The 12642-nt window shown below is 66.4% G+C and carries 12 protein-coding genes; 1 reads left to right on the forward strand and 11 read right to left on the reverse strand.

What is annotated here, in order from left to right:
- Positions 1 to 93 precede the first annotated feature (93 nt).
- From JWQ90_RS01135 to JWQ90_RS01185, 11 genes are all read right to left on the reverse strand, one after another.
- Complete coding sequence (locus JWQ90_RS01135) at positions 94 to 1272, reverse strand: NAD(P)/FAD-dependent oxidoreductase (protein WP_299688075.1); 1179 nt, start codon at positions 1270 to 1272, stop codon at positions 94 to 96.
- A complete protein-coding gene (locus tag JWQ90_RS01140) occupies positions 1272 to 2024 on the reverse strand; it encodes a metallophosphoesterase family protein (RefSeq protein ID WP_299688078.1) in 753 nt (250 codons plus the stop codon). Before JWQ90_RS01140 ends, JWQ90_RS01135 begins: the two co-directional genes overlap by 1 nt.
- Positions 2025 to 2037: 13 nt before the next feature.
- Positions 2038 to 2694, reverse strand: coding sequence for an MBL fold metallo-hydrolase (locus JWQ90_RS01145; RefSeq protein WP_299688081.1), 657 nt, complete (start codon positions 2692 to 2694; stop codon positions 2038 to 2040).
- 137 nt (positions 2695 to 2831) lie between these two features.
- Entirely contained in the window at positions 2832 to 3356 is a 525-nt protein-coding gene (locus tag JWQ90_RS01150) for an FMN-binding protein (protein WP_299688086.1), read from the reverse strand.
- Positions 3356 to 4705 (reverse strand): bZIP transcription factor, encoded by a 1350-nt coding sequence (locus tag JWQ90_RS01155; protein WP_299688089.1) that lies wholly within the window; start codon positions 4703 to 4705, stop codon positions 3356 to 3358. Before JWQ90_RS01155 ends, JWQ90_RS01150 begins: the two co-directional genes overlap by 1 nt.
- A gap of 25 nt (positions 4706 to 4730) precedes the next feature.
- Positions 4731 to 5954: a cytochrome c peroxidase gene (locus JWQ90_RS01160; RefSeq protein ID WP_299688092.1), complete on the reverse strand. Its 1224-nt coding sequence runs from the start codon at positions 5952 to 5954 to the stop codon at positions 4731 to 4733.
- 265 nt (positions 5955 to 6219) lie between these two features.
- Entirely contained in the window at positions 6220 to 7590 is a 1371-nt protein-coding gene (locus tag JWQ90_RS01165) for a serine hydrolase (RefSeq protein ID WP_299688095.1), read from the reverse strand.
- Positions 7591 to 7765: 175 nt separating this feature from the next.
- Positions 7766 to 8608: a UDP-2,3-diacylglucosamine diphosphatase gene (locus tag JWQ90_RS01170; protein WP_299688098.1), complete on the reverse strand. Its 843-nt coding sequence runs from the start codon at positions 8606 to 8608 to the stop codon at positions 7766 to 7768.
- A 194-nt stretch (positions 8609 to 8802) separates the two neighbouring features.
- Positions 8803 to 9516: a hypothetical protein gene (locus JWQ90_RS01175; RefSeq protein WP_299688100.1), complete on the reverse strand. Its 714-nt coding sequence runs from the start codon at positions 9514 to 9516 to the stop codon at positions 8803 to 8805.
- Complete coding sequence (locus tag JWQ90_RS01180) at positions 9513 to 10196, reverse strand: VTT domain-containing protein (protein ID WP_299688103.1); 684 nt, start codon at positions 10194 to 10196, stop codon at positions 9513 to 9515. Before JWQ90_RS01180 ends, JWQ90_RS01175 begins: the two co-directional genes overlap by 4 nt.
- A gap of 100 nt (positions 10197 to 10296) precedes the next feature.
- Positions 10297 to 11844: a GAF domain-containing protein gene (locus JWQ90_RS01185; protein ID WP_299688107.1), complete on the reverse strand. Its 1548-nt coding sequence runs from the start codon at positions 11842 to 11844 to the stop codon at positions 10297 to 10299.
- Positions 11845 to 11978: 134 nt separating this feature from the next.
- On the opposite strand from JWQ90_RS01185, the gene JWQ90_RS01190 reads away from it, so the two are divergent.
- The gene (locus tag JWQ90_RS01190; RefSeq protein ID WP_299688110.1) at positions 11979 to 12608 is read left to right on the forward strand and encodes a phosphoadenosine phosphosulfate reductase family protein; all 630 of its coding nucleotides are present in this window, start codon (positions 11979 to 11981) and stop codon (positions 12606 to 12608) included.
- Positions 12609 to 12642: the final 34 nt, after the last annotated feature.

A 12642-nucleotide genomic window follows, 5' to 3' on the forward strand; every position in this document is an offset into this window, starting at 1 on the left:
TTGGTGGGGTCGTTGACCGCGTTTGAGACCTTGCAGGGCAAATCGCGGTCAAGGACCGCTCCTACAGTTGCGGATTGAACGGTCCGCCCGGTCTCAGAGCACCCCGGCCGCCGCATGCGCCGAGGCCCAGGCCCACTGGAAGTTGTAGCCGCCGAGCCAGCCGCTGACGTCGACGACTTCGCCGATGAAATACAGGCCCGGTACCAGCCTGGATTCCATCGTGGCGGATGAAAGCTCATCGACGTCGACGCCGCCCAGCGTGACTTCGGCGGTGCGATAGCCTTCGGTGCCGTTGGGCGTGATCGGCCACTGCGACAGCGCGGCGGCGACCGCTGCCAGCTCAGTGTCGCGATACTGCTTCAGCGGCCGCTCGTCGCAGCCCTGCACCTCGACGAAGCGCTGTGCGAAGCGCTTCGGCAGCGGCGGCGTCAGCGCGGTTTTCAGCTCGATATTGGGGCGGTCGCGGCGCGCGGTCTTCAGCAGCTCGAGCGCATCGCCGCCATCGAGCAGATCGATCTGCAGCGGCTGGCCCGGCTCCCAGTACGAGGATATCTGCAGCATCGCCGGGCCGCTGAGCCCGCGATGCGTGACCAGCATCTGGTTGCGAAAGCTGGCGCCGTTGCAGCGGGTCTCGACCGGCAGCGACAGGCCGCTCAAGTCCTGCCACTGCTCCAGCGGCGTGCCGGACAAGGTCAGCGGTACCAGGCCGGCGCGCGTGACCTTGATGCGGTGGCCGAACTGGCGCGCGATGTCGTAACCAAAGCCGCTCGCGCCCATGGACGGAATCGACAGGCCGCCGGTCGCGATGACCAGCTTCGATGTCTGGATCGGCCCCAGCGAGGTATTCAAGGCGAAGCCGCCCTCGCGCTGTTGCACGTGCTGCACGCTGCAGCCGGTTTCGACGCGCACGCCGGCATCGGCGCATTCGGCGAGCAGCATCTGCAGGATCTGCTTGGACGATGCGTCGCAGAACAGCTGGCCGAGTTCCTTCTCGTGCCAGGCGATGCCGTGGCGGTCGACCAGCTCGATGAAATGTTCGGGCTTGTAGCGCGCCAATGCCGATTTGCAGAAGTGCGGATTCGCCGACAGATAGCGATCCGGCCGCACGTCGAGATTGGTGAAATTGCAGCGGCCGCCGCCGGACATCAGGATTTTCTTGCCGGCCTTGTTGGCATGCTCGATCACCAGCACCCTGCCGCCGCGGTAGCCGGCGTTGAACGCGCAGAACAGGCCGGCGGCACCGCCACCGATGACGACGACATCGTAGTCCATCAACGAGCCGGGATCGTGGCGAGGCCGGTGCGCAGCCAGCCGGCCCAATCGGGGCGTTGCTGCGCTTCGGCCTGCCGTGCGGCCGATTCGTGGTCGTAGGCTGTCGAGCGCAGCTGCGCTCGCCAGCCCTGAGGCGTCTTCTCCAGCAAGGCCCAGCGCGCGTGCGGCGTGCCGGTCTGCATGCGGTGCGGCACAGGCAGCGTGTCGTCGTAAGCGGGCAGGCCGACGCTGCCCGGATTCACGATCAGGGTGCCGTCGCTCAGCGTGAGCGCGCGCGGCGTATGCGAGTGGCCGCAGACGATCACGCAGTCACGGCGCGCGCCGAGCCTCGCCTTGATTTCGGCTTCGTCCAGCAGCTGCGCATCGCCGCTGCTGATGTTCTCGAGCAGGTAGATCAGATCGCTGTCGGGCGTGCCGTGGCAGGCGTAGATCTGATCGACCCGCGTCGTCGCCGGTAGCGCTCGCATCCACTCGATCGGCTCCTCGCCGAGATCGCGGATGTTGTAGGCGACGGTCGCATGGCGGGCGATCTGTTCGGCGGTGGCGTCGAAAAGTTCGCGATCCTCGTTGCCGACGATGGTCACGGCATTCAGCGTCCGCAGCAGATCCCAGGTTCGGCGTGGCCACAGCGGGCCGTAGAAGATATCGCCGAGATTCATCACCGCATCGACGCGTTCGCTCTGGATTTCGCCGAGCACCGCTTCCAGTGCCAGCGCATTGCCGTGGATGTCGGACAGCAGCGCGACGCGCATCGCGAAGACCCTCTCAGCCGAGCGCGCGGTCGGACACGTGCGGATTCAGCTGGCGCTCGCGGCCGAAAGTCGACAGCGGGCCATGGCCGGGCACGAAGCTGATGTCGTCGCCGAGCGGGAACAGCTTCTCGCGGATCGAGTGGATCAGGTCGGCGTGATTGCCGCGCGGAAAATCGGTGCGGCCGATCGAATTCTGGAAAATCACGTCGCCGACGAAAGCCGCTTTCGACGGCGCGTGATGAAACACCACATGGCCCGGCGTATGGCCGGGGCAATGGATCACGTCGAAGCTCATCGTTCCGACGGTCACGGTGTCGCCGTGTTCCAGCCAGCGGTCCGGCACGAAGCTGCGCAGCGGCGGGAAGCCGTACTGGCGGCCCGCGGCGGGCATGCCCTGAATCCAGAATTCGTCGTCGCGATGCGGGCCTTCGATCGGCAGCTTCAGCTGCTCGGCCAGGTCGGCGACACCGCCGGCGTGATCCAGATGGCCATGCGTGACCAGCAGCTTTTCAAGTGTGACGCCGTGGTGCCTGACGCGCTCCAGCAGGCGCTCGATGTCACCGCCGGCATCGACCAGGGTGCCGAGCATCGTCGTCGGGTCCCAGACCAGCGAGCAGTTCTGCTGGAACGCAGTGACCGGGATGATTTCGCACTTCAGCGTGGCGGACATGGCTTCGCTCGTCTTGTGAACGGGCAGGATACCAAGTCTGCAGAGCGGTTCTTGCCGAGCCTGTAGGAGCGGGTCATACCCGCGACGGTGCCGGTGGGGCCTCAGTCGCGGGTACGACCCGCTCCTACAGTGAGATATCAGAGCTTCGCGTCGGCCGCCGCGGCCAGCGCCAGCGCGGCGCGCGCCATGCGCCGCATCGCATCCACCGACAAGGTCGCGCCGCTGACGCCATCCACGTCCGGCGAGAGCTGATCACCGTTGTCGAGACGCTGGCCGGCGAACTGCTTGAGGAACGACGGGAAGCGGATTTCGCCGCCGCGGCTTTCGCGATAGACCAGCAGGTTGGCGCGCTCGATCCGGCCGGCCTGGACGACGAAGCCGGCGGTGATCGGGAACTCCTTGCCGATCTCGTCGAGCACCCAGGCGCTGCGCCGGCCGCTGCGCCAATAGCTCAGCCGCGCCCGCGGATAGGCGTGGCGCAGGATCGGCCGCAACCGCGACTGCAGCGGCGCGTCGAGCCAGATGACCTCTTCCGCCGGCTTTTCGTCATGAAACGCGCGCGCCAGGAAAGCCTCCGGCGCCATGACCTGCTCCTCTGCGCCCGCGCTGAACGTGGCGAGTGCGAGCAGCAGCGCAACATGCTGGCAGCGCAAGCCCGGCATCAGAACGTCAGGCCGATGCCGAGGTCGAGGCGGTCGTCATCGAGCACGTCGAAGTTCTGATAGTCGATCTTCAGCACCACGTTCGGATCGAGGTAGAAGTTCATGCCGATGGTCTGCACGCTTTCCAGCGCATACGGCGAGGTACCGAGGCCGGCAGGCTGCGAGGCGAAGCTGGCGCCGGTGTTGTAGCGCTCAAAGCGCACGAACGGCGACGCCGAGTAGGTCCCGTGCTGCCAGACCTTGTACGCGGCCTGCAAATACCAGCCGTAGAAATCCTCCGGAATCGGTGTCGGCTGGCCGGCATTGGCCAGGTTCAGCGCGGCGGTGTCGCTGATGCTGCCGTGCGCGTAGAGCGCCGCCAGATCCAGCGGACCGCGTAGATAACGCGCGTGGCCTTCCCACAGCGTCGCGCGCGGATTGCCGGGTACGCCGGGCTGGCTCTGGTCGACTTCGCCGGTGAACACCGATGCGCCCAGGCGCAGGCCGGCGACGCCGTTGTAGTCGGCCGACAGGTACTGCGACAGGTCCGACGCCGACGCGAACTGCAGCTCCTGGTGGATCGCGCCGAACGGTGATTCGCGGCCGTCGGTGCCGGTGAAATCCCAGTTCGCCAGCTTCATGCCGGTGGTCAGGCCGAGATCCCAGCTCAGGCCAAGATCGCTGCTGCCGTGCAGGCCGACGCCGCCTTCGCGCCAGGTGCTCGGGATGATCGCGGTCTCGACCTGGTTGCGCAGCACGCCGTAGTAGTAGGTCGGCTCGTGCGAGGTATTGATCAGGCCCGACGGGATCAGGAACAGGCCGGCCTTGGCGCTGATGTAATGATTGAAGGAGTGATCGACGTAGAACTGCTCGACTTCGGCCTCGCCCGAATCGTCGGACGAAGTGACCGCGTGCTCGAACTCGAACTCGGACAGGAAGTGCGTGCTGTCGTTGAAGCGATAGCCGAAGCCGAACACCGCGCGGCTCAGATCGGCCTGGGTGCGGGACGAGTCGTGATCGTAGTGGTTGTAGGCGATCTCGCCGTAGCCGTAGATCGACAACTGCTTCTCGTCCGAGGCGGCCGCCGTTGCCGCGCCGGCGTGGCCGCTAGCAGCGCTGGCCGCGGTGGACGTACCGGCGGTCGTGGGTTTGGCGCCGGCTTCCTGCTGCGCGGCGAGCGCTTCGTTCTGCGCTTTTAGCTCCGCGATCTCTTTTTGCATCGCCTGCACCTGCGCGGCGAGCGCGTCCAGCTTCTGCGCCAGCGCGTCGGCATCCGGCGCGGCATGCGCCGGCGCGGCGAACAGCGCGGCGGCGAGGCTGATCGCCGTCAGGGAGAACCGCGGCGTTTTCGGGAAGTTGTTCTGCTTCATTGGCCTTCAGTCTTGTTAGTCAGCGTTAGTCGGCCGGCGAGAGGTCGGCGTCGGTGAGGGTGTTGAGGAACGCGATCAGGTCGTCGATCTCGGCATCGGACAGCGCCGGCTGATCGCCAAGCTTGCGGTTGTAGGGCACTTCGGTGGTGTTGACGTTGCGCTGGTATTCGGCCGGCAGATCGTCGAATTTCTGCACGCCGGCCGCGGTGCTCGGATACCACTTTTCGGGGTTGGTATCGCGCTGCACGTAAAACTGCAGCGCTTCCTTCAGCGTCGCGAAGCGGCCGTTGTGAAAGTACGGCGCGGTGAGCGCGATGTTGCGCAGCGTCGGCACCTTGAACGCGCCACACAGATCCTGGTGAGTCGCGACCAGGTCAGTGCGGTCCGGGCCGCAGAGGCCGAGGTCGTAGTAGCTCGCGTCGGCATTCGCCGGGATCTCGGCATTGCGCGGCACGCCGAGATTGTCGTAGGTGAAATCGGTGAACAGCGGCAGCGCGCCGGCGACGACGCTGCTCGGATGGCAGCCCGCGCAATTGCCTTTCAGCGGGTTGTTGTACAGCGCATAACCGCGCAGCTCCTGCTCGCCGAGCGGCTGCGAGCCGCGCAGGAAGTCGTCGAACTTGCTGCTGTAGGGATGAAAGCCGCTGTCTTCCTGCTCGTAGACCTGCACCGCCTGCGTGGCGCGGTCGAGCGCGGCGTCGCTGTCGTCGAAGATGCCGGCACCGTAGATTGCGGTGAAGTCGGCGACGTAGCTTGCGCGCTGCAACTTGGCGGCGAATGTCGCCGCGTCGCCGTTGGCCATCTCGTGCGCGGCCAGCAGCGGCCGGCGCGACTGTGCGGCGAAGGTGTCGGCGCGGCCGTCGCGGTCGAAGCCGCCGGTCGGCGTGCCTTCGCTGTCGAAGAAAAACGCCGGGGTCAGGTTCAGATAGCGCAGCGAAGGCGCATTGCGAAAACCCGGCGTGATCTGGTCGACGCCGCCCAGCGGCACCGCCAGGCCATCGTCGCCCGAGTGCGCGCGGCTCGGCACGTGGCAACTGCCGCAGGCCAGCGCGCCGGACGCGGACAGCGAGGTATCGAAGAAGATTTTCTTGCCGAGCGCGGCGGTCGCGGACAGCGCCTGCGGTGCGGTGGCGGCGGGCAGATCGGAGCCGCCGCCGCAGGCGCTCAGCAAAAACGCCGACGCGGCCAGCAGACAGGCTGCTAGCCACGACGATCGGCCGCGACGGTGAAACACGATGACCGCTTTCATTTGCGCTTGTAGCCCTTGAGCTATGGGCCGCTCTGTCGGCGGACCTGATCACCGCTGGCGGCGCGGCGGAAGCTAAAGGCTAATCATTCTCACTATCAACCAGTAAGTCAACAAAAGTTAATGAAGACTTGGAACAGCGAATCTCGGGGAAGCGCAGCGAACCGCGATCTACGGACCGCCCGCGGCGCCTTACGGAACCTCTGATTAAGTTCTGCGCACCCGTTTTGGCGCCGGAGCGGACGTGCAGGTCTTAATCAGAGGTTGCTTAGCTACCCAGCAGCCGCGACAGGAACTCGTCGTCCGACCACTCGTCGGTTTCGGTGCTCAGCGGTGCCAGCCGCACCACGACCAGGCGCTGCGTTGGCAGCAGGTACAGGCGCTGGTGGCCAGTGCCGGCGGCCATGGCCAGGTCGGCCGGCGCGTTCGGCGCGATCTGGCCGCTGGGGCCGGCGACGCCGTCGGCCGGGATCATGTCGACGCTCGGGTCGTAGGTGTCGCCGACATTGCGGTTGAGCCACCAGCTGATGCCGTAGCCCAGGTAGGCCGGATTGGCGTAAGTCAGGCAGTCCTTGACGCCTTCGGCCGGCAGTACGCGCGCGCTCTGCCAAGTGCCGTTCTGCAGCATCAGCTGGCCATAGCGCGCCCACATCGGCGCGCTCAGCGACGCGCCGCCGGCCATCTGCGGATGGTTCTGGGCGTCGCGCTGCCATACGTCGCCGCTCAGGCCGATCGGCGTGAAGACCTTGGATCGGATGAACTCGATCGGATCGGTGTTGCCGGATTTGCGCTCGAACATCAGCGCGAAGGCCTGGAACGCGAGCGGGTCGTAGATGAAGGCATCACCGGGCGCGTAGTTGGCGGGATCGTCGATCGCCAGCTGATAGGTATCGAGCTGGCCGACGTTCGCCGGCGAGTAGTCGGGATTCGTCGACAGGCCGCTCTGCAGGCTCAGCAGCTGGCGCACCGTGGCCTGCGATTTGTTGGGGTCCGACTTCCACTCGGTGATCACGTCCGAGGCTTTCTGGTCGCGCGTGACATAGCCGCCGGTTTCCGCGGCGAGCATGAAGCCGCAGGAGAAACTCTTGGTGCCGCTGGCCAGCACGTGGATGTCGTCGCGGCTGAAATCGCCGTTGTAACGCTCGAACACGATCTGGCCATCGCGCATGATCAATACGGCATCGCCGGTGTGACTGGCCGAATACGTGGCCGCACTCTGGAAGGCGGTGGTTTCGGCCAGCGTATTGATCAGGCGCGGTACGTGTACCGTGGCCGTGGTGCTGGGTGTGGAGCCGGCCGAGTACTGCGCGTTGACGGTGATCGTGTAGTCCTGGTCGGCGACCAGGCCGCTCAGCGTGGCGGCATTGGCGCTGCCCGGCACGGTCTTGCTGACGGTCGGATGCCCGGCGGCCGCGGCCGTGACCAGGTAGCCGGTGACCTGGCTGCTGTCGGCCAGCGTCCAGCCGACATCGGCGCCGGCGGCCTCCGGGTTGGCGAATACGTCGCTGACCGCCGGCATCGCGCCGTCGCTGCCGCTGTCATCACTGCCACTGCTGCCGCCTCCACCGCAGGCCGCCAGCATCAGCATCAACGGCATGCACGACATCAGCGCCCGGGTGGCGGGTAGTTGAATTTTCATTTCGGTTCCGATGGGCGGCCGCGACCGGAGGCGGTGCTGTTGAAGCCGCGCACCTGAGGCTAGCCTCAATAACTGTCAGCCGGCTGAACTGATATGAATTGATACGAAGGCGAGCCAATGTCCTACAAAATTGCTAGCCAGCCGAGCGGCGCCGATACCAGCTGGCTCAGCTGGCTCAGCTGGCGATGGCTGCCGGCTTCACCGCCTTGGCGATCCGGCTGCGCAGCGGCGTCACGTTCGGACGCAGGTTGAGATGGTCGAGCTCGACCCAGCGGATTACTTCGATGCGGCCGTTCGGCAACTCGCCGAGCGCCGTGCAGGACTCCACCCAGTCGCCGCAATTGTGGTACGTGACGCCGTGCAGCTGGCGGATCTCCGCGTGATGGATGTGGCCGCAGACCACGCCGTCGAGTTCGCGGCGCTTGCACTCGCGCGCCACGCTGTCCTCGAACTCGCTGATGATCGCGACCGCGTTCTTGACGCTTTTCTTCGCGAACGCCGACAGCGACCAGTAGCGCATGCCGAGCAGGGCGCGCGCGCGGTTGATCACTTCGTTGGCGCGCATCGTCGCCTCGTAGGCGAAATCGCCGGCCAGCGCGATCCAGCGGTGATAGCGCGTGATCACGTCGAACAGATCGCCGTGCATCACCAGCAGGCGGCGGCCGTCGGCGGTGCGATGCACGTGCTCGTTGACCACCTTGATGTTGCCGATCTCGATCTTGTATTCGACGAACTTGCGCAGGAACTCGTCGTGGTTGCCGGTCACGTAGATCACCTGCGTGCCGCGCTTGGCCTTGGTCAGGATCTTGCGGATGACGTTGGTGTGTTCCTGCGGCCAGAACCAGCCGTTCTTGAGCTTCCAGCCGTCGATGATGTCGCCGACCAGATACAGGGTTTCGCACTCGTTGTGCTGCAGAAAGTCGATCAGGTGCTCGGCCTTGCAGCCGCTGGTGCCGAGGTGCACGTCGGAGATCCACAACGTGCGATAGCGACGCGTCTTGGTTTGATCCTTGGCCATGCGGCCAGTGTCGTGAAGCGCGGCGACGCGTCGATGACGAAGCGATGACGCTTGCGTGACAGCTTCGGCTTGGAAGGTCCACCCCCGTAGGTCGGCAATCCCTTGCCGACATGCACCCTCCGATGCGCAAACGGGCCTCACGTCGGCAAGGGATTGCCGACCTACGGGGCAAGCTCGTTTATCGACTGCGTGCCCTAATTCAACGGCGGAAACGCCCGCATCGGTTCGGCGGGCAGATCGAAAACGTTCGCCGGCGGCGTCGCGCGGTTGACCGAGATCAGTCGCATCCGGTTGCCCATGCGCAGGATGCCGAGGCCCTTGGCGTCGAGTTCGCGCGCCAGCTTGTCGCTGCCTTCCGGTGTGGTGATACCGGCCGCCGCTCCCATCACGGTACCGAGCCGGTACAGGCCGAAGCTGATGTCGTGCAGCAGCGGATCGCGCACCGTCACCAGTTCCTCGACGCGCGGCTGGTTGCGGCTGTCGAGAAAGCGCAGCAGCTGCACGTCGCCGACGACTCCGGCAACCGTTTCCTTCTTGCCGGTGGCTTCCAGAGCGACCAGCTTGTGAATGTCGTCGCTCGGCGATGGCGCGCTCGGCATCTGCCCGCCCATTTGCGAGAGCATGTCGGCGGTATCCATCACGATTGGCAGGCTGCCGAACTGCAGCACGTTGTAGGTCTTGGCGCCTAGCATCACCAGATAGGCTTCCTGATGCTGCGGGCTGGACAGCCGCATGTGCTGGGAATCCAGAGTCTCGATGACGACGTCGACGCCATTGCCGTCAGCATCGAAAGTCTGCAGCGCAACCGTGCCGCCGGCAGCGAAAATGGTGGTGGATGCCACGGCCAGCACCGCTGCGCCGCCCAGTCGAAAAAATGTCTTGATGATCGTTCTGATGGTCGTTCTCACGGTGAGCTCCGGCGGCGTAGCGTGCCGACCAGCGCACGCGCGAGCCAGGGCAGGGCGGCGACCAGCACCAGGCTGGCGATGACGCCGGGCGAGAGCAGATCGTGCAGGTTTTCCAGCTGTGACAACTCACGGCCGGCGTTGGCGAACAGCACCGCGCCCGGCGCCATGCCGAGCTGGCTGACCCAGTAGAAACTGCGCAGCGGCATTGACGACAAGCCGAACGCGACATTGATCAGCGAGAACGGCAGCACCGGGACCAGGCGTACGCTGGCCAGGTACAGCAGGCCGTCGCGCGCGATGCCCTCGTCGATCGTCCGCGCCTGGCTGGCGAAGCGCCGGCTCAGCGGCCCGCGCAGCAGATAGCGTGAAATCAGGAAGCCGGTGCAGGCACCGATCGCCGACGTGAACGTGACCACCAGGAAGCCGCCGAACAGGCCGAACAGCGCGCCGCTCAGCACCGCCAGCAGCGCGGCACTCGGCAGCGGCAACACGCCGACCGCGATATAGGCGGCGAGAAAGCCGGCGATGGTCAGCAGCGGGCGCTCGTTGCGGAAAGCGACCAGGTTCAACTGCTGCGCCTTGATCGCCTCCAGCGTCAGCAGGTGTTTCAGGTCGAGCGAAAAATACAGCGCGATCAGCACGGCCAGCGGCAGCAGCAGGAGCCATCGTCTGGACATCATCGCCGGAGATCGGAACGGCGTGGCCGTGGCGCAGGGTTCGTCATCGATGCGCATCTTAAGGGTGATAGCGGCCGCCGGGCTGAACGAGCGTGCGGGCCGCTCATCGAGCCGCGTCCTGACGATGCGCGTAGTTCGCCAGGTGCAGCGCGATCAGCGGCAGGCTCTGGCTCAGCACTTCGCTCGCCGACGCATCCAGCGGCGCGCTCAGGCCGAGCTCCAGCACGCCGAGGTTCTCCGCACGCAGCCACAGCGGCACCAGCAGCAGCCGCGTCGGCGGGGCGTGGCCCAGTGCGCTGCGTAGTTCCAGATAATCGGCGGGCAGGCTGTCGATCTCGATGCGCCGATGCTCGGCCAGCGCTTCACTGACCAGGCCTTCGCCCACGCGGAACTGGCGGCCGGCGACGTCCTCGGGCAGTCCGTAGCCGGCGATCGCATGCAGCCATGGCCCTTCGAGGCGGTACAGCGCGCCGACCGAGAGTTTCAGCAGCGGCGCGAGTTCGGAGAGCAGCAGGTTTCCGAACATCGCGGCACTGGTCGCCGCCTGGACCTGCAGGCTCAGGTGGTAGACCTGTTCGCGCACCCGGCGCTGCGCGAGCGCCGCGGTTTCGGCCGCCAGTTGCGCTGTTTCGTGGCCCGCGCGCCGGCGATCGACGCGCGCGAGCTGCCAGGCCAGCAGCAGGCTCGCCGTCAGCAGCAGGGCCTGCGCCGCCCAGAACCAGGGGCTCCGCAGCAGCCGTTCGAGGATCGACCTGTGCGCGGGCGGATGCCGCAGGGCCAGCCACCAGCCGCGGTCCGCGATCGGGCCGACGGCGCCGGGAACTTCGCGGAACGGAAACACCGGCCGATACGTCCAGCTCCCTTCTTCGTTGTCGAGGCGGCCGCGCGAGCCCTGCATCAGCGCCCAGCTCTGCGGATACCGGCGCGCCATGCTTTCGCCGGCACCGATCTGCGCGCCCCAGCGCAGCATCTGGTCCGGGTGATAAAGCCAGTAGCCGAGATCGTCGATCAGCATGCCCTGCGCGTTCGCCATCGACAGTGTTTCGGCCAGGGAACTCAGCAGCCGCCCGCCATCCTGCTCGAGTTCCAGTACCAGCGCGGACTGGTCGCCGCGACGCAGCGGCAGCGCGGCGCGCAGCAGCGGCCGATACGGCAGCGCGAGCTGACCGTTGTCGACTTCGAGTTCGAAGCGCGACAGGTACACCGTGTCGGGCTGCAGGATCCGCGTCGCGTCGAACACGTCGTGGCCCTGCTGGTGCCGCAGCGTGTCGTCGACTCTGCGCGTGATCTGGTCCAGCTTGCGGTCGACGCGGATCAGCAGCTGGCCGCGCTCGTCGAACAGCCGCACGCCGGCGTAGCGCGGCTTGTCGCGCAGCAACTCGGCGAGTAGCGCGGCGGCGCGGTCCAGGGTCGCGGCCGAGGGGTCGCGCAGCGTCGCTTCGATCTCGCTGGTATGGGACAGGAAACGCAGCTCGCCAACGGTGGCGGTCAGCCGGTCGGAGAGCAGGCGTTCGGCGCGATCCAGCCGCGCAGCGTCGTCGAGGATGTCGCGAGCGAGTCCGTCGCGGTCTATCTGCCAGACACCGACGCCCCAGCACAGGCTCAGCAGCAGCATCGCCAGCAGATGCAGGGCCAGCCAGCGGCCGGTCACAGGCCTGCCCGCGGGTCCGCGCCGTTGGTCCGCCGAGGTGCATCGTCAAACTTCCGGGACATTGAATGGTCTTAAAGCGGGCCCATATTGCCGGGCATTATCCGCAGCCCCTGCGGCTTGCGACAAGGATGGTCATGAAGCTGGATCTCACCTCGCTGGAAACGGTCAACCGCGAACTCGCCGGACAGCCCGAGTCGCTGCTGGCCTGGGCGCTGAGCCTCGAGGAGCGGGCGGTGGCGACCACCAGCTTCAGCCCATTTTCCGGTGTGATCCTGCACATGGTCACACAGGCGCGGCCGGATCTGCCGATTTTGTGGATGGACACCGGTTACAACACACCGGAAACCTACCGCTATGCCGATCAGCTGACCCGGCAGCTCGGCCTCAAGCTCAAAATCGTGCATCCGCTGCGTTCGCGCGCGCATCGCGATGCGGTGGACGGCGCTGTGCCGGAACCCGGCGACCCGCGCCACGCGGCATTCACCAGCGAGGTCAAGCTCGAACCTTTCGAGCGCGGCATGGCGGAGCTGGCGCCCAAGGTCTGGATTACCGGCGTGCGCGCCGAAGAAACCGCCGAGCGTGCGCTGATGCTGCCGGTGTCACTGAATCCGGACGGCCTGATCAAGGTAGCGCCGCTGCTCGGCTGGAGCGCCCGGCAACTGCACGAATACCTGAAGCGCCACGGCCTGCCGAACAACTTCGACTACTACGACCCGACCAAGGTCGATGACAAACGCGAGTGCGGGCTGCATCTGGCGCATTGAGCTGGGGCTGTTGGGGTTCGCTGCGCTCACCCCA

Origin of the sequence: Hydrocarboniphaga sp. (assembly GCF_028291725.1) — a bacterium.
GTDB lineage: Bacteria > Pseudomonadota > Gammaproteobacteria > Nevskiales > Nevskiaceae > Hydrocarboniphaga.

What these genes read in the sequence shown, in the direction of transcription:
- JWQ90_RS01170 (WP_299688098.1), bottom strand. Translation starts at nt 8,608, where the DNA reads ATGGCCAAGGATCAAACCAAGACGCGTCGCTATCGCACGTTGTGGATC.
- JWQ90_RS01190 (WP_299688110.1), top strand. Translation starts at nt 11,979, where the DNA reads ATGAAGCTGGATCTCACCTCGCTGGAAACGGTCAACCGCGAACTCGCC.
- JWQ90_RS01165 (WP_299688095.1), bottom strand. Translation starts at nt 7,590, where the DNA reads ATGAAAATTCAACTACCCGCCACCCGGGCGCTGATGTCGTGCATGCCG.
- JWQ90_RS01140 (WP_299688078.1), bottom strand. Translation starts at nt 2,024, where the DNA reads ATGCGCGTCGCGCTGCTGTCCGACATCCACGGCAATGCGCTGGCACTG.
- JWQ90_RS01145 (WP_299688081.1), bottom strand. Translation starts at nt 2,694, where the DNA reads ATGTCCGCCACGCTGAAGTGCGAAATCATCCCGGTCACTGCGTTCCAG.
- JWQ90_RS01135 (WP_299688075.1), bottom strand. Translation starts at nt 1,272, where the DNA reads ATGGACTACGATGTCGTCGTCATCGGTGGCGGTGCCGCCGGCCTGTTC.
- JWQ90_RS01155 (WP_299688089.1), bottom strand. Translation starts at nt 4,705, where the DNA reads ATGAAGCAGAACAACTTCCCGAAAACGCCGCGGTTCTCCCTGACGGCG.
- JWQ90_RS01180 (WP_299688103.1), bottom strand. Translation starts at nt 10,196, where the DNA reads ATGATGTCCAGACGATGGCTCCTGCTGCTGCCGCTGGCCGTGCTGATC.
- JWQ90_RS01160 (WP_299688092.1), bottom strand. Translation starts at nt 5,954, where the DNA reads ATGAAAGCGGTCATCGTGTTTCACCGTCGCGGCCGATCGTCGTGGCTA.
- JWQ90_RS01150 (WP_299688086.1), bottom strand. Translation starts at nt 3,356, where the DNA reads ATGCCGGGCTTGCGCTGCCAGCATGTTGCGCTGCTGCTCGCACTCGCC.